Below are 14,665 nucleotides of genomic sequence, written 5' to 3' on the forward strand. Positions count from 1 at the left end.
CGTGGCCGCCCCGACCACGACTCCTCCGTCGCAGCAGGGGCGCGGCAAGCACAAGGCCACCTCCTCCCGCTCCTCCCGCCCGCCCGGGGCGGTGCGGGAGGAGCGGGCCGGGTGGATCCTGACCCTGCCCTTCCTGCTGCTCTTCCTGGTCTTCACCGCCTGGCCGGTGGTCCAGTCGGTCTTCTTCTCCTTCACCGACATCCACAACCGTGACCTGCGCACGCCGTTCGCGGTCAACTTCGTCGCCTTCGACCAGTACACGAAGGCGTTCGCCGACCCGCAGTTCCAGCACGCCGCCTTCAACACCGCCTACTTCGTCGTGGTGGGCGTGCCGCTGACGATGGCGATCGCGCTGGCCGCCGCGGTGGTCCTCAACAGCGGGATCAGCAAGTTCCGGTCCGTCTTCCGGCTCGGCTTCTACACGCCGGTCATCACCTCGATCGTCGCCGTCGCGGTCGTCTGGCGCTTCCTGCTCAACCCCGAGAGCGGCCTGGTCAACACGGTCCTGGCCTGGGTCGGGATCGACGGGCCCAACTGGCTCGGCTCGACCACCTGGGCCATGCCCTCGCTCATCGCGATGGCCACCTGGCGCAACTTCGGCACGGCGATGATCATCTTCCTCGCCGGCCTGCAGGCGGTGCCGATCATGCTGCACGAGGCCGCGGCCATCGACGGGGCCAACGCCTGGCAGCGCTTCGTCAACGTCACGCTGCCGATCCTGCGCCCGACGATCCTCTTCGTCTCGGTCACCACGGCCATCGGCTACCTGCAGTTCTTCGAGGAACCCTTCGTGATGACCCAGGGCGGCCCGCTGGACAGCACGCTGTCGGCGTCGATGTACACCTACCAGCAGTTCAGCTTCGGCAACTACGGGTATGCCGCCGCGCTGAGCTATCTCATCTTCGTCGTCATCGTCATCGTCACCGTGGTCCAGTTCCGCTTCCTCTCCGAGCGGGAGGACTGACATGACCCGCGAGACCAGCTTCCGCAGCCGGTGGTGGCTCTACCTGCTGCTGACGATCGCGCTCATCGTCGTCATCACGCCGTTCGTGTGGATGGTGCTGGGCAGCGTCAAGACCAACGCCGAGCTGCGCCAGGTGCCGCCCACCTGGTTGCCCGAGCACCCGACGCTGGACAACTACACGAGCCTGTTCAGCCGGCTGTCGTTCGGCCGCTACTTCTTCAACTCCACGCTCGTGGCCGTGGTCGTGACGGCGTCCAACCTGATCTTCTGCTCGATGGTCGGCTACGCGCTGGTCATGCTGAACTTCCGCGGCAAGAAGGTCATCTTCGGGCTCATCATCGGCACCCTGATGATCCCCGGCGTGGTCACCTTCGTCCCGCTGTTCGTCCTCGTGGCCAACCTGGGCCTGGTCGACACCCTGCCCGGGCTGTTCCTGCCCTTCCTGGTCGCCCCCTTCGGCGTGTTCCTGATGCGGCAGTTCATCATGAGCCTGCCCCGCGACCTGGTCGAGGCGGCGCGGATCGACGGCGCCGGGGAGCTGGCCATCTTCGGCCGGGTCATCCTGCCGCTGCTCGGCCCGGCCATGGCGACCCTGGGGATCCTGACCTTCCTGGGCAGCTGGAACAACTTCCTGTGGCCCCTGGTCGTGGCCCAGACCGAGAACACCTACACCCTGCCCGTCGCCCTGGCCCTGGTCTCGACGGGGCAGAACCAGACGGAGTACGGCCTGCTCATGGCCGGCGCGACCGTCGTCGTGCTGCCCGTCCTCATCGTCTTCCTGCTCTTCCAGAAGAGGTTCATCCAGGGCATCGCCACCACCGGTATGAAGTAGCCGACCAGTCTCGGAGGCCACCATGGCACACGCACCCACCCCCCTCGACCGCCTCGGGTCCACGCCCGTCACCCGGCGGACCGCCCTGGCCGGCGGCCTCGCCGCCGCAGCCCTCGCGGCATACCCCTCCCCCGCAGGGGCAGCACAGGGCATCGGCCCCCGCACGCCCGTTCCGGGCCTCCCGCCGGCGGACCGGCGGCTGCTGCTGCGCTGGGCGCGCGACACGTGGCACTCGATGGTCGCGATGGCGGACCCGGGCACCGGCCTGGTCTCGGACAACATCACCGGCGACCTGGCCACCCCGGCCGTCTACACCAGCCCGACGAACATCGGCGGCTACCTGTGGTCGACGATCGTCGCCCGCGACCTGCGCATCATCACCCCGGGCGAGGCCTCGCGGCGGATCCGCCAGACGCTGCGCACCCTGCAGGGCATGGAGCACCACACCGCCAGCGGGATGTACTTCAACTGGTACGACCCGCGCGACGGCTCGGTCATCCACGCCTGGCCGGAGAACGGCGTCCCGGTCGTGCCGTTCGTCTCCAGCGTCGACGCCTCGTGGCTCGGTGCCGCGCTCCTCGTCGTGCGCAACGCCGACCCGGCCAACCGCAAGGTCGCCGGCCAGATGTTCGAGCGGATGCGCTTCGACGTCTTCGCCGACTCGACCTTCTCCAAGCCCTACCTGATGTACGGCGGCTTCTACCTCGAGGAGCCGACCGCCCTGACCAGCCCGCCGCCGACGGTCCCCCGCGACCTCATCGGCGAGGGCACCGACGTCTGGTACACCCGCGACCACCACTACGACACGATCGTCTCCGAGACGCGGGTGACGACCTACCTGGCGATGGCCAAGCAGCAGGTGCCGCCGGAGACCTATTTCCAGGCGTGGCGGACCTTCCCGCCGGACTGGACCTGGCCGGAGATGCCCCCCGTGGGGCAGTGGCGCACCTACCTGGGCGTCGACGTCTTCGAGGGTGCCCACGACTACTACGACAGGCTCACGGTGCCGGGCTGGGGCGGCTCGATGTTCGAGGAGCTCATGCCCAACGTCTTCGTGCCCGAGGAGGACTGGGCGCCGAGGAGCTGGGGCCGCAACCACCCCAACCACGTCGCGGTGCAGCGGCTGCACGGCCTGGAGGAGTACGGCTACTGGGGCTTCAGCCCGGCGAGCCACCCCTATGGCGGCTACTCCGAGTGGGGCGTGGACGCCCTCGGGCTGAAGCCGGACGGCTACTTCTCCGACATCGAGCACACCGACTACCACTGGGACCAGCCCAAGCCGGACTTCGGCGACGGCGTGGTCACCCCGCACGCGGCCTTCCTGGCGATGATGCACGAGCGGGAGCAGGCGATCGCCACCCTGAGCGCGATCGAGGCGGACTTCGACAGCTACGGCCCCGGCGGCTTCTACGACGCGGTCGCCACCCAGTCCGGGCAGGTCGCCCAGCGGCACCTCTCGCTGGACCAGGCGATGATCATGGGCTCGCTCGGCAACGTCCTGGCCGACGGCCTGCTCCAGCGCTACTTCGTGCGCGGCGAGGTCGAGCGCGAGGTGCGTCCCGTCATCGCCCTCGAGGAGTTCGGCGCCAGCGAGTGACCAGGCTGACCCCCTCGACGGGTCCGGACGGCGTGCGGTTCAGGGACCTGAACCGCAACGGCCGGCTGGACCCGTTCGAGGACCCCCGGCTCGCCCCCGAGGAGCGGGCCGACGACCTGCTCGCCCGGCTCAGCCTGCCGGAGAAGATCGGGCTGCTCTTCCACACGGTGATCGAGCAGGGCCCCAGCGGCACGCTGCTCGAGGGTCCCGGCGCGATCAGCAAGACCGGCACCAGGCAGGTCGTGCTCGACAAGCACCTCACCCACTTCAACGTGCACGCCCTCGGCACGCCGCGCGAGGCAGCCCGGTGGCACAACGCGCTCCAGGAGCTGGCGGAGCAGGCGCCGCACGGCATACCGGTGACGATCTCGACCGACCCGCGGCACGGCTCGAGCGAGAACGCCGGCGCCAGCTTCGCCGCCGGCTCCTTCTCCCGGTGGCCCGAGCCGCTGGGGATCGGGGCGCTGCACGACGAGGAGACCTGCCGGCAGTATGCCGAGGTCGTGCGGGCCGAGTACGTCGCCGTGGGCATCAGGATGGCGCTGGGCCCGACGCTGGACCTGGCGACCGAGCCGCGGTGGGCGCGCCAGCAGCACACCTTCGGGCAGGACCCCGGGCTGGTGTCCCGCCTAGGCGAGGCCTTCCTGCGGGGCGTCCGCGGCGACGGGGCGGGACTGGGCAGCGTGGCGTGCGTCGTCAAGCACTTCCCCGGCGGCGGTCCGCAGAAGGACGGTGAGGACGCGCACTTCCCCTACGGCAAGGAGCAGGTCTATCCGGCCGGTCGGTTCGAGGACCACCTGGCACCCTTCCGGCCTGCGGTCGCCATGGGCGTGGCGGGGGTCATGCCCTACTACGGCATGCCGGTCGGCCTGGAGCGGGACGGCGGGCCGGTGCCCGCTGTCGGCTTCGCCTTCAACGGCCCGCTCCTGCACGGTCTGCTGCGCGAGGAGCTCGGCCATGACGGTCTGGTCCTGACGGACTGGGAGCTCATCAACGACAACCACGTCGGCGACCAGGTGCTGCCCGCCCGCGCCTGGGGCGTGGAGCACCTCGACGCGCCCGGCCGGATGGAGCTGCTGCTGGAGGCCGGGTGCGACCAGTTCGGCGGTGAGGAGTGCGTCGAGGTCCTCGCCGAGCTGGTGGCGGCGGGCCGGGTGCCGCCGGAGCGGATCGAGGTGTCCGCGCGGCGTGCGCTGCTGGTGAAGTTCCGCCTCGGTCTCTTCGACGACCCCTACGTGGACGAGGACGCGGCCGAGCGCGTCGTGGGGTCGGAGGAGTTCCGCCGCGCCGGGATGCAGGCGCAGGCGGCGTCGGTGACGGTGCTGCAGGACGGTGCGGGTCTGCTGCCCGTGGGGTCGGGTCGACGTCGGGTGTATGCCGAGGGGCTGGCCGCCGACCAGGTCGCCCGGCTGGGCCAGCCGGTGACGCACCCGCAGGACGCCGACCTCGCCGTGGTCCGGCTGCAGGCACCCTTCGAGCCCCGCTCCGACCTCTTCCTCGAGGCCTGGTTCCACCAGGGGAGCCTGGACTTCCCACCCGGGCTGCCGGTGCGTCTGGCCCGCATCGCCGAGCACTGCCCGCTGATCGTCGACGTCCTCCTCGACCGGCCGGCCGTCCTCACGCCGCTGCTCCCGGTCGCCGCGGTGCTGACCGTGTCCTACGGCACGGGCGACGGGGCCTTCGTGGACGCGCTCACCGGCGTCGTGGCGCCGCGGGGGCGCCTGCCCTTCGACCTGCCCCGCTCGATGGACGACGTCCGGGCACACCACGAGGACCAGCCCGGGCTCGACCGGCCGCTGTTCCCGGCCGGCTTCTCAGCGACGCGCCCCGCGTCGTCCGCCTGACGGTCTACGTCGTTGCGCCGAGGCACGCGCGGCCGAAGCGCCGAGCCCGACCCGGCCATCCGACCCACGCGCCCGGCCTATCCCTGACGCCACGCTTGTGGGGTGGACCAACGGGCCCCGCGTCGCGAGCGCACCTTCGGCCCACCACGGACCGAAAGGCACTCTCCCATGTCAACCGCACAGTGGATCCTCAACGCATCGCTGCTCGCCTGGGTTCTCACCCGCAACCTCGGCACCCGGCGTGTCAACGCCCTCACCTTCCTCGTGCCCCTGATGGTCGTCTCGGTCGCCGGCGGCTGGTTCCTCCGCGACGTCCCGACCGCAGGTCATGACACCACCCTGGAGCTGATCGGGCTCGGTGTCGGCGTGCTCCTCGGTGCCGCCGCAGCCGCACTCACCGAGGTGTCCAGCCGCGACGGTGGCCTGCTCGTCCGCGCCGGGGTCGGCTTCGCCGCGCTGTGGGTCGTGGTCATCGCCGGCCGCGCGCTGTTCGCCCAGTGGGCGACGCACGGCGGCGCCGGGACGATCGGCGAGTTCTCGGTGCACCACCAGATCACCGGCGCCGACGCGTGGACCGCCGCCTTCGTGATCATGGCGCTCGCGATGGTGAGCGCCCGGCTGGTCGTCCTGCTGGCCCAGGTGCACCTCCACCGCACGGTGACCTCCACGCTGGTCGAGGAGCGAGCGGCATGACCACGCACGGCACCTCCGCACGTCCGGTCCCCCGCGCCGCCCGAACAGCGGGTGCGGCATACCTCGACCGGGCCGACGCGTCCGCCCAGCGCTCCACGATGCCCGCCCCGGGGCGGCGGCACCGGTCCGGGAGGCCGGACGTGGGCGGCGGCGGATCCGCGGGCCGCATCGTCCTGATCTGTCTCGCGATGTTCACCGGTCCCTGGGTCTGGTGGGCGTCCCTGATCGCCGAGGACCACGGACTCCTCGACGGGCACCTTCCGCAGGGACTGGCCCTGTGGACGATGACGCCCGTGCTTGCTGCGGCCGTGCTCCTCACGGGAGGTCGGCCGGCGTTCGCCGACCTGGGCCGCCGGCTGCTCCGCTGGCGGGTCCCGGTGCGGGTCTGGGGCGCCGCCCTGCTGATCCCGCCCGCGATCGCCCTTCTCGCTGCGGCCGTCGTCAGCCTGTCGGGCGGGCAGGTCCCCCTGGGCGAGGCGCTCTCCCTGCCTGCGGCCCTGGGCTACCTCGGCTACGGCACCGGCCTGTTCCTGCTCACCGAGGAGGCCGGCTGGCGGGGAGTGCTCCTGCCCCTGCTCCAGCGCCGGACGGGTCCGGTGCAGGCGTCGGTCCTCGTCGGGGTGGTGTGGGCCGTGTGGCACCTGCCCCTGCTGGTGTCCCGCGGTCAGGGCGACCCCGTGCAGTCCCTGATCCCGTTCTCCCTCCTCGTGGTCGCCACCAGCGTCCTGCTCGGAGCGGTGTTCAACGCCGCCCGCGGCAGCGTGCTGGTCGCCGCCCTCCTCCACGCATCCTTCGACGCCAGCTACTCCTACTTCGGGGTGGTGGGACCCGGTCACGACATGCTCTGGGCCACCGTCGCGGCCACCTGGTCCGCCGTCGGCGTGCTCGCGCTCACCGTGCGCGGAAGGTCCTTCCTCGGTGGAGGCTCGCGGTGAACGCGTCCACGGTCCCACCTCGACCCTCGATGCCCCATACCCGACCTTTCCCGCGCACCGATCGGAGCTGACATGCACAAGGACGAGACCAAGGCCAGGACGCTGGACCGCGACGACGGTCAGATCGCCTACGAGATCCTCGGTGAGGGCCCGCTCGTGGTCTGCGTGCCGGGGATGGGTGAGCTGCGCAGCAGCTACCGCCACACCATGCGACCGCTGGGCGAGGCGGGCCTGCGGGTCGCTGCGATGGACCTGCGCGGTCACGGTGGCAGCAGCACCCCGTTCGCCAGCTACGACGACGTCGCGGCCGCCACGGACGCGATCGCCCTGGTCGAGGAGCTCGGCGGCCCGGCGGTCCTCGTGGGAAGCTCCATGGGGGCGGGGGCAGCCGTGTGGGCTGCTGCCGAGCGACCCGACCTGGTGGCCGGTCTGGTGCTCCTGGGCCCCTTCGTGCGCGACGCGCCGATCAGCCCGCTGAGGGCTTGGGCCTTCAGGCTCGCCATGTCCGGTTTCTGGGCGCCCACGGTCTGGCACCGGCTCCAGCCGACGCTGTATCCCCGGCCCAGGCCAGCGGACTTCGCTGAGCACCGAGCGGCCATCCGCGCAAGCTCGTGAACCCGGCCCTCGTGGCGTTCGTCCAGGACACGTTGTCCGTCCCGATGGCGTAGCATTTTTCGGCGGGCATCCTTGCCCACAGGTCCGCTGAGGCTACGACCGGCCGCCGCGTGCTGACGGCAGATGGGTGGCGGGTGTTGGACGACCCGGAGATCTCCATACGAGTCTTTCTGGTGGACGACCACGCGGTGGTCCGCACCGGGCTGGCGGCCTACCTCGACACCGAGACCGACGTGGACGTCATCGGCGTCGCCTCCAACGGCCGTCAGGCCCTGGACGAGCTTGCGGTGCTGGCGAGCAACGGCGGTGCTCCCGACGTCGTGCTCATGGACCTGCTCATGCCGGAGATGGACGGGATCGCGACCACCTCGGCCATCAAGGCGCGCTGGCCGGAGGTGGAGGTGGTCGCCGTCACGAGCTTCGTGGAGGAGCAGCAGATCCGCGGTGCACTGGAGGCCGGTGCGGCCGGATACCTGCTGAAGGACGCGGACGCCGCGGAGGTCGTCGACGCGATCCGGGCTGCGGTCGCCGGCGAGGTGCGGCTCGACCCGGTCGCCGCCAAGGCCCTGACAGCGTCCTTGCGGGCCCCCAAGGACGGGTCGGCGGCGTTGACGGGCCGCGAACGCGAAGTGGTCCTCAGCATCGCGCACGGCAACACCAACCGGCAGATCGCCAAGGCCCTGGGAGTCAGCGAACGCACGGCACGCACGCACGTGTCGAACATTCTCGCCAAGCTCGGCCTGACGAGCCGGACCCAGGCAGCGATGTGGGCGGTCCGGGAAGGCCTGGTGAGTGCCCAGGGGGACGGTCCCCCATGACCTGGCCGGTGCCCGGTGAGCGTGAGACCGTGGCTCCCGTCACCCGCAGGGACGGGGACCTGGACGCCCAGCTGCTGGAGATCTTCTTCGACCGGGTGCCGATGGGCATCGCCGTGTTCGACAAGGACCTGCGTCTGCAACGGTGCAACCGGACCTGGGCCGGATTCTTCACGCACTACCTCGGGGTGCCCGCCGAGTCGGTGACGCCCGGGAAGGGCATGTTCGAGCTGATCCCCGGCCAGGAAGAGGTCACCGCACCCCTTCTGGACGCGGCCCTGGCGGGCCAGGTCGTCCGCCAGGCCGCGCACCGGTTGTGCACCGAGGACATCGTCACCTACTGGGACGTGGTCTTTGCACCCACGTTCGTCGACGGCGAGGTCACCGGCTTCGTGGACATCGTGACGGATGCGACCGAGCGCGTCCGCGCCTACGAGCAGCTGGAGCAGCGGATCTCCGGACTCACTGCGATCGCCGATGCCATGACCGTGCAGCATCCCCTCGAGAAGACCTTGAGGCAGGTGGCCCGCTCGGTCCGCTCGGCGACGCGGGCTGCCGCGGCGGCGGTCATCGTCTGGGAGGACTCCGACCTGCTCACGCTCGCCCACTACGGAGACGACGGGTTGCCGGCCGGCTATCGCGCCGCGGTCGAGGCCACCTATGCGCTCGGTGCCAGGTCCTTGATCCGCGACGTCGCCAACGACTCGAGGATCAACGTCATCCGAGGGTTCCGCACCCACGCGTTGGCTGATCCGGACTACGCCCCGCTGCATCCGATGTGGGACGGCGTCGACTACGAGGACGCGGTCGTGGTTCCGTTGGGTTCGCGCGGCCGCTGCGTGGGATGCGTGCTGCTCTACGTGAAAGCGGGTCGCGAGGTCGACCAGGACGAGCGCACCTTCCTGCAGGCCATCGCCGACCAGGCAGCCGTCGCGGTCGAGAACGCCCACCTGTTCCAGGACGCGGAGTCCCACGCGACCCTCGTCGAGCGGCAGCGTCTGTCCCGGGAGCTGCACGACTCGGTCAGCCAGGCCTTGTTCGCCATGACCCTGCACGCCAGCGCCGTGGCCCGCGAGCTGAGCAGTCGGGGCACCCCGCCCACCGACCCGGTGGCCGCGGGCGTCGCTGCCCTCGGCGAGCTGACCCGCGGTGCCAAGGCCGAGATGCGCGCGCTCATCTTCGAGCTGCGCCCCGATGCGCTGGCCGCGGAGGGGCTCGTCGTCGCTCTCCGCCGTCAGGCAGCGGCACTGGCGTCACGCGAGGGCCTGCCCATCGACGTCGTTGGTCCCGCCCGACGTCTTCCTCTGGAGGCCAGCACAGAGGAGCACCTCTACCGCCTGGTGCTCGAGGCCCTCAACAATGCTGCGAAGCACTCGGGAGCCCGCGGCGTCGAGGTCCTCATCGAGGTGTCCGACACCGGCGGGACGCCGGTCCTCACGGTGGTGGTCAGCGACGACGGGCGCGGCTTCGACCCGCTCGCGGTCGGCCCCGGCCACCTGGGCCAGGCCACCATGCGCGACCGCGCAGCTGCCTGTGGCGCCGAGTTCGAGGTGAGCAGCGCCGCCGGGGAGGGCTGCACGGTGACCGTTCGCCTGCCGGTCGGGGAGCCCGTGGCGCCTCCGACGGCGTAGGGAGGATCCGCTTCCCGGTCGAGAGCTCGCACCCGGCACCTGGTCGAGGACGTCGCCTCACGTGCCGCCGAGGGTGGTGTCGCTGGCGTAGCGTTGATCCCGGACAGCTCGGTGTGGAGAAGGAGCCGGTCAGATGTCGACAGCAGGGATCGCCCGGGCCACGGAGCTGGGCGGTGCGGTGCTGTGCACCGTTGTCGGTGTCCTGCTGCTCGTCGCGACCGTCCTGGGGCCTCTGGTGACCGGGCGCGTCCGTTTTCACATGTCCGAGGACGCACTCGTCCAGTATGTGGGCGGTGACCTCGTCACCTCCTCGCTGGCGCTGCTCTTCCTGGTGGCTGCCCCCTTCTGGTCGTCCGGCCGGGCGTGGGCGCCCGCGCTCACGGCCGGGGGCTCGGCCTATGTCATCTACACGTTTGTCACCGTCGTCATGGGACAGGAGTACGCGAAGTACCAGGGGAACGCAGAGACCGCCTTCCTCCTGTACACCGCCATTACCGCCGGCTCGGTGCTGCTCCTGGTCTTCTCCGTACGCGCCTGCTTGGCGCTGCCGCCGCTGCCCGAGGTTCCCCGCCAGGGTGCACTGGCGCTCCTGATCGGCCTGGCAGTCCTTTTCGGTCTGATGTGGGTAGCCCAGCTGGCAGGCTTCTATCGCACCGGGCCCACTGACGAGTACGCGAGCGCGACCACCCTGTTCTGGGTGATCAAGTATCTCGACCTAGGGATCATCATCCCGCTGCTCATCATCACCGGCCTGGCTCAAAGGCACCCCACGGCCGTCAGCAACGTCGCTGCGATCACCGCTCTGGGGTTCATGACGTGGCTGCTGACAGCCATTCTCCTCATGTCGGTGGCGATGCTCCGTCAACAGGCGGCGGGAGCAAGCTGGGTGCTCGTGGTCGCTTTCACCGTGCTGCTGGTGCCCACTGTCTTCGTGTGGGTGAGATGGATGATCGGGGCGAGCCACGCCATGACGTGACCCCTCGCCCTTACCCCTTGAGCACGTAACGCAGGGTCTGCACCACCTGGTCGGTCGTCGTGCACCAGGCCTGGGCCTGCGCGTCGACCTCCTTGAGCGGGTGGACGATGTCGGCGTCGTGGAGGGTCACGTAGGGCTTGCCGAGGGCGGCGGCGTAGCCGGCGTCGAAGGCTGCGTTCCACTGCTTGTACTGGTCCCCGAAGCGGACCACGACCAGGTCGCTCTGCTCGATCAGGGTGCGGGTGCGGATGGCGTTGACCTTCGCGGACTGGTGATCGCGCCAGAACTGGCTGGCGGTCTCGCCCAGGTGGTCACCGGCGGCGTCGCTGGCGGCGTGGTCGGTCACCGGCGCGGTGAAGGTCACGTCCAGCCCGGCGGCCTCGGCGCCGCGCTGGATCTCCTCACGCCAGTCGGTGTGGATTTCGCCGGAAAGGTAGACATGAAAACTCATCGCAAAAGGCTCCTGTATGCGGTGTGGATGGACCTGGCTTTGTTCTCCGGTCCGGATTATACCGCGTAACGACAAAGAATTGAAAATAGGACCAAACACCATTGTTCGGGTCCTGAGCCTGAAGCATGATCAGCGTTTGGGATCGACCCGTCCGGCGTGCGTTAGCCGACGTTGACGCCGGACAGCACCCGGTGTGGGTAGGACGCCTCCCGGTCCTGGAACGCCAGGATGTCCGGGTTGCGGATCTGGCCGTCCTGGATCTCGACGGCCCGACCGACCGTCGGCTCGGCCGCCCACGCCTCCGGCCCTGTCAGGACGGTCCGCAGGTGCGGCAGCAGAGCCAGGCTGATCTCCCAGCTCGCGGAGTTCCACAGGTAGGACGGGGTGTGGTCGACGGCGTAGTAGGTGATGTTGTCGCCCACCACGAAGGTGGGGTCCTCGAACGTGGTCGGTCGGGCCCAGCTGAAGCCCATCCCCTCGTCGCACGACACGTCGACGACCAGGCTCCCGGGCCGGAACAGCGCCAGGTCCTCCTCGCTCAGGAAGGTCCACGGCGCCGCCGGGTCCTGCAGCACGCAGTTGACGACGATGTCGTTCTGCGCGAGGTAGGGAGCCAGCGGGACCGGGCCGTCGGTGGTCACGACCGTCGTGCGGGCCGGGTCCTCGTCGTGGTCCAGCTGGACGATCTCCACGGAGTGGATCGGCGAGGCGACCGCGGCCACCATGCGTTGGGTGAGCACCCGCACGTCGACGATGCCCAGGGCGCTGAGCGCAGTCACCGCGCCACGCGCCGTGGCACCGAAGCCGATGACGACGGCCCGCTGCTTCGGTCCGTAGCTGCCGGTCGAGCCGAGCAGCTGCAGCGCGTGCAGGACCGAGCAGTAGCCGGCCAGCTCGTTGTTCTTGTGGAAGACGTGCAGCAGGAAGGCACCGCTGCGCGACCAGTGATTCATGGCCTCGAACGCGATGAGCGTCTGGCGCCGGTCGACGGCCCGCTGGGTGAGCTCTGCGTCCTGGACGCAGTGCGGCCAGCCCCAGACCACCTGCCCTTCCCGCAGCTCGGCGAGGTCCTCGGCCTGCACCTTGGGCAGCAGGATGACGTCGCACTGCGCGATCAGCTCGGCGCGGGTCCGGACGCCGCCGACGAGACCGGCGAGCGTCTCGTCGGACATCCCGAACGGCAGTCCGTAGCCCTCCTCGATGAAGATCTGCGAGCGCAGGTCGTCGTCGATGCCGTGCAGGTGCTCGGGGTGGATCGCGACCCGGCGCTCGTTCTCCTTGCGGGAGCGGGCGATCACGCCGACGGTGAGCAGCGCCACGTCAGCTCTTCTTCGGGTGGACAGCCTTCTCGATGCCGGACTGCTCGTCTTCCTTGGACCGCTTCTCGGCCCGCTTCTCCTTGATGGTCTTGCCGGACTTTTTGGAGAGCGACTTGCGCGGCGACTTGTCTGTCATGGCGTGGCCTTTGATGGAGAGACCCGGACGGCCTCTATACCCATGCAGCCTACGCCCTCGCGCTGGCCCACGGGCCGCGCGCTGCCCCCCGGGCCGCGCGCTGCCCCGCGGGCAGTGCGCGGCCGCCCCGGCACGCGCTCCAGGGAGATCAGGCGTCGATGACGACCGGGATCACGAGCGGGTTGCGCCGGTGCTTGCGGTTTGCCCACTGCGAGACGGCCCGGGCGATGCGCTTCTCCAGCTCCTGGTGGTCACCGATCCCCTGCGACGCCGCGTCGGCGAGGGCCTTCTCGATGGCCGGCACCGCCGCGTCGAACATCTTCTCGTCGGTGCCCAGGCCGCGGGCCAGGAAGTCCGGCGGCTCGGTCAGCCGTCCGGTGTCCGAGTCGACGAGGGCGACGACGGTGACCGTGCCCTGCTGGCTCAGGGTCATCCGGTCGCGCAGCTCCTCCTCGGTCACGTCGCCGACGCTGCCGGCCGAGACGTAGACGTAGCCGGCCCGGACCTTGCCGGTGACCTTGACCCGGCCGTCGACCAGGTCGACGACCATGCCGTCGTCGACGACCACGACCCGCTCGGGGTCCATCCCGGTGGCGATCGCCAGGTCCCCGTTGGCACGAAGGTGGCGCCACTCGCCGTGGATGGGCATGACGTTGCGCGGCTGGACGATGTTGTAGCAGTAGACGAGCTCGCCGGCGCTGGCGTGCCCGGAGACGTGCACCTTGGCGTTGCCCTGGTGCACGACCTTGGCGCCGAAGCGGGTCAGGCCGTTGATGATGCGGGAGACCGCGTTCTCGTTGCCGGGGATCAGCGAGCTGGCCAGCAGCACCGTGTCGCCCTCGCCGATGCGGATCTGGTGGTCCCGGTTGGCCATCCGCGACAGCGCGGCCATCGGCTCGCCCTGGGAGCCGGTCGACACCAGCGTCACCTTGGTGGGCGGCAGGTTGTCCAGCGCCTTGACGTCGACGACCAGGCCGCGCGGCACGTTGAGATAGCCCAGGTCCTGGGCGATCTTCATGTTGCGCACCATGGAGCGGCCGACGAAGGCGACCTTGCGCTGGTGCGCCGCGGCGGCGTCCATGACCTGCTGGATGCGGTGGACGTGGCTGGCGAAGCTGGACACCACGATGCGCCCCGGCGCGGTGCGGAAGACGGTGTCGATCGCCGTGGACAGCTCCTTCTCCGCGGTGGTGAAGCCGGGCACCTCGGCGTTGGTCGAGTCGGTCATGAACAGGTCCACGCCCTCCTCGCCCAGCCGGGCGAAGGCGCGCAGGTCGGTGATCCGGTCGTCCAGCGGGAACTGGTCCATCTTGAAGTCACCGGTGTGCAGCACCGACCCGGCCGGCGTGCGCACCATCACCGCGAGGCCGTCGGGGATGGAGTGGTTGACCGCGACGAACTCGCAGTCGAAGGGGCCCTGGTTGATGCGGTCCCCCTCGGCGACCTGCGTGGTCTTGGGCTTGATCCGGTGCTCCTTGAGCTTGGCGCTCACGAAGGCCAGGGTCAGGCGCGAGCCCACCACCGGGATGTCGCCACGCTCCCTGAGCAGGTAGGGCACCCCGCCGATGTGGTCCTCGTGCCCGTGGGTCAGCACCACGCCCACGACGTCCTGCCACCGTCCCTGCAGGTAGGAGAAGTCGGGCAGGATCACGTCCACGCCGGGCTGGTGCTCCTCGGGGAAGAGCACGCCGCAGTCGATGATGAGCAGCTTGCCGCGGTGCTCGAGCACGGCCATGTTGCGCCCGACCTCCCCCAGGCCGCCCAGCGCCACCACTCTCAGTCCGTTGCGGGGCAGTGCGGGCGGTGCGCCCAGCTCGGGGTGCGGGTGGCTCATGGGTCTCCTCGTCGACGTCGGGT

14 protein-coding genes are annotated in these 14,665 nt (G+C 70.3%); 10 read left to right on the forward strand and 4 right to left on the reverse strand.

The annotated features are described in order from the left end of the window. Position 1: 1 nt before the first annotated feature. The 10 genes from DV701_RS04435 to DV701_RS04480 all read left to right on the forward strand — a co-directional run bounded on the left by DV701_RS04435 (position 2) and on the right by DV701_RS04480 (position 10,902). Positions 2-964 carry a carbohydrate ABC transporter permease gene (locus DV701_RS04435; RefSeq protein ID WP_114927242.1) on the forward strand — a complete coding sequence of 321 codons (963 nt, stop codon included), beginning with the start codon at positions 2-4 and terminating at the stop codon, positions 962-964. A gap of 1 nt (position 965) precedes the next feature. Beyond that, complete coding sequence (locus DV701_RS04440; RefSeq protein ID WP_114927243.1) at positions 966-1,796, forward strand: carbohydrate ABC transporter permease; 831 nt, start codon at positions 966-968, stop codon at positions 1,794-1,796. 22 nt (positions 1,797-1,818) lie between these two features. Beyond that, positions 1,819-3,393, forward strand: coding sequence for a glucoamylase family protein (locus DV701_RS04445; protein WP_114927244.1), 1,575 nt, complete (start codon positions 1,819-1,821; stop codon positions 3,391-3,393). A gap of 5 nt (positions 3,394-3,398) precedes the next feature. Next, positions 3,399-5,237, forward strand: coding sequence for a glycoside hydrolase family 3 protein (locus DV701_RS04450; RefSeq protein ID WP_114930746.1), 1,839 nt, complete (start codon positions 3,399-3,401; stop codon positions 5,235-5,237). 168 nt (positions 5,238-5,405) lie between these two features. Next, positions 5,406-5,930 carry a hypothetical protein gene (locus tag DV701_RS04455; RefSeq protein ID WP_114927245.1) on the forward strand — a complete coding sequence of 175 codons (525 nt, stop codon included), beginning with the start codon at positions 5,406-5,408 and terminating at the stop codon, positions 5,928-5,930. Next, positions 5,927-6,865: a CPBP family intramembrane glutamic endopeptidase gene (locus DV701_RS04460; RefSeq protein WP_114927246.1), complete on the forward strand. Its 939-nt coding sequence runs from the start codon at positions 5,927-5,929 to the stop codon at positions 6,863-6,865. Before DV701_RS04455 ends, DV701_RS04460 begins: the two co-directional genes overlap by 4 nt. Positions 6,866-6,937: 72 nt before the next feature. Next, positions 6,938-7,480 carry an alpha/beta fold hydrolase gene (locus DV701_RS04465; protein WP_114927247.1) on the forward strand — a complete coding sequence of 181 codons (543 nt, stop codon included), beginning with the start codon at positions 6,938-6,940 and terminating at the stop codon, positions 7,478-7,480. Positions 7,481-7,653: 173 nt separating this feature from the next. Then, positions 7,654-8,298 carry a response regulator gene (locus tag DV701_RS04470; RefSeq protein ID WP_228255217.1) on the forward strand — a complete coding sequence of 215 codons (645 nt, stop codon included), beginning with the start codon at positions 7,654-7,656 and terminating at the stop codon, positions 8,296-8,298. Then, positions 8,295-9,926, forward strand: a complete 1,632-nt coding sequence (locus DV701_RS04475) for a PAS domain-containing sensor histidine kinase (protein ID WP_114927248.1) — start codon at positions 8,295-8,297, stop codon at positions 9,924-9,926. Before DV701_RS04470 ends, DV701_RS04475 begins: the two co-directional genes overlap by 4 nt. Before the next feature lie 133 nt (positions 9,927-10,059). Next, on the forward strand, positions 10,060-10,902 hold the full coding sequence (locus tag DV701_RS04480) for a hypothetical protein (protein WP_114927249.1): 843 nt from the start codon (positions 10,060-10,062) through the stop codon (positions 10,900-10,902). Between the two features lie 10 nt (positions 10,903-10,912). Here the strand turns inward: DV701_RS04480 and DV701_RS04485 are convergent, their stop codons facing one another. The 4 genes from DV701_RS04485 to DV701_RS04495 all read right to left on the reverse strand — a co-directional run bounded on the left by DV701_RS04485 (position 10,913) and on the right by DV701_RS04495 (position 14,642). Continuing rightward, entirely contained in the window at positions 10,913-11,353 is a 441-nt protein-coding gene (locus DV701_RS04485; protein ID WP_114927250.1) for a YtoQ family protein, read from the reverse strand. Between the two features lie 161 nt (positions 11,354-11,514). Beyond that, positions 11,515-12,672, reverse strand: a complete 1,158-nt coding sequence (locus DV701_RS04490) for a N(5)-(carboxyethyl)ornithine synthase (RefSeq protein WP_114927251.1) — start codon at positions 12,670-12,672, stop codon at positions 11,515-11,517. Between the two features lies 1 nt (position 12,673). Next, a complete protein-coding gene (locus tag DV701_RS19090; protein ID WP_267874132.1) occupies positions 12,674-12,808 on the reverse strand; it encodes a hypothetical protein in 135 nt (44 codons plus the stop codon). A gap of 148 nt (positions 12,809-12,956) precedes the next feature. Next, a complete protein-coding gene (locus DV701_RS04495; protein WP_114927252.1) occupies positions 12,957-14,642 on the reverse strand; it encodes a ribonuclease J in 1,686 nt (561 codons plus the stop codon). Between the last annotated feature and the right edge of the window lie 23 nt (positions 14,643-14,665).

It is taken from the genome of Ornithinimicrobium avium (assembly GCF_003351765.1).
Taxonomy (GTDB): Bacteria; Actinomycetota; Actinomycetes; order Actinomycetales; family Dermatophilaceae; genus Ornithinicoccus; species Ornithinicoccus avius.

Coding starts and splice junctions, on each gene's coding strand:
- DV701_RS04445 (WP_114927244.1), top strand. CDS start 1,819: ATGGCACACGCACCCACCCCCCTCGACCGCCTCGGGTCCACGCCCGTC.
- DV701_RS19090 (WP_267874132.1), bottom strand. CDS start 12,808: ATGACAGACAAGTCGCCGCGCAAGTCGCTCTCCAAAAAGTCCGGCAAG.
- DV701_RS04460 (WP_114927246.1), top strand. CDS start 5,927: ATGACCACGCACGGCACCTCCGCACGTCCGGTCCCCCGCGCCGCCCGA.
- DV701_RS04440 (WP_114927243.1), top strand. CDS start 966: ATGACCCGCGAGACCAGCTTCCGCAGCCGGTGGTGGCTCTACCTGCTG.
- DV701_RS04455 (WP_114927245.1), top strand. CDS start 5,406: ATGTCAACCGCACAGTGGATCCTCAACGCATCGCTGCTCGCCTGGGTT.
- DV701_RS04465 (WP_114927247.1), top strand. CDS start 6,938: ATGCACAAGGACGAGACCAAGGCCAGGACGCTGGACCGCGACGACGGT.
- DV701_RS04485 (WP_114927250.1), bottom strand. CDS start 11,353: ATGAGTTTTCATGTCTACCTTTCCGGCGAAATCCACACCGACTGGCGT.
- DV701_RS04495 (WP_114927252.1), bottom strand. CDS start 14,642: ATGAGCCACCCGCACCCCGAGCTGGGCGCACCGCCCGCACTGCCCCGC.
- DV701_RS04480 (WP_114927249.1), top strand. CDS start 10,060: ATGTCGACAGCAGGGATCGCCCGGGCCACGGAGCTGGGCGGTGCGGTG.
- DV701_RS04475 (WP_114927248.1), top strand. CDS start 8,295: ATGACCTGGCCGGTGCCCGGTGAGCGTGAGACCGTGGCTCCCGTCACC.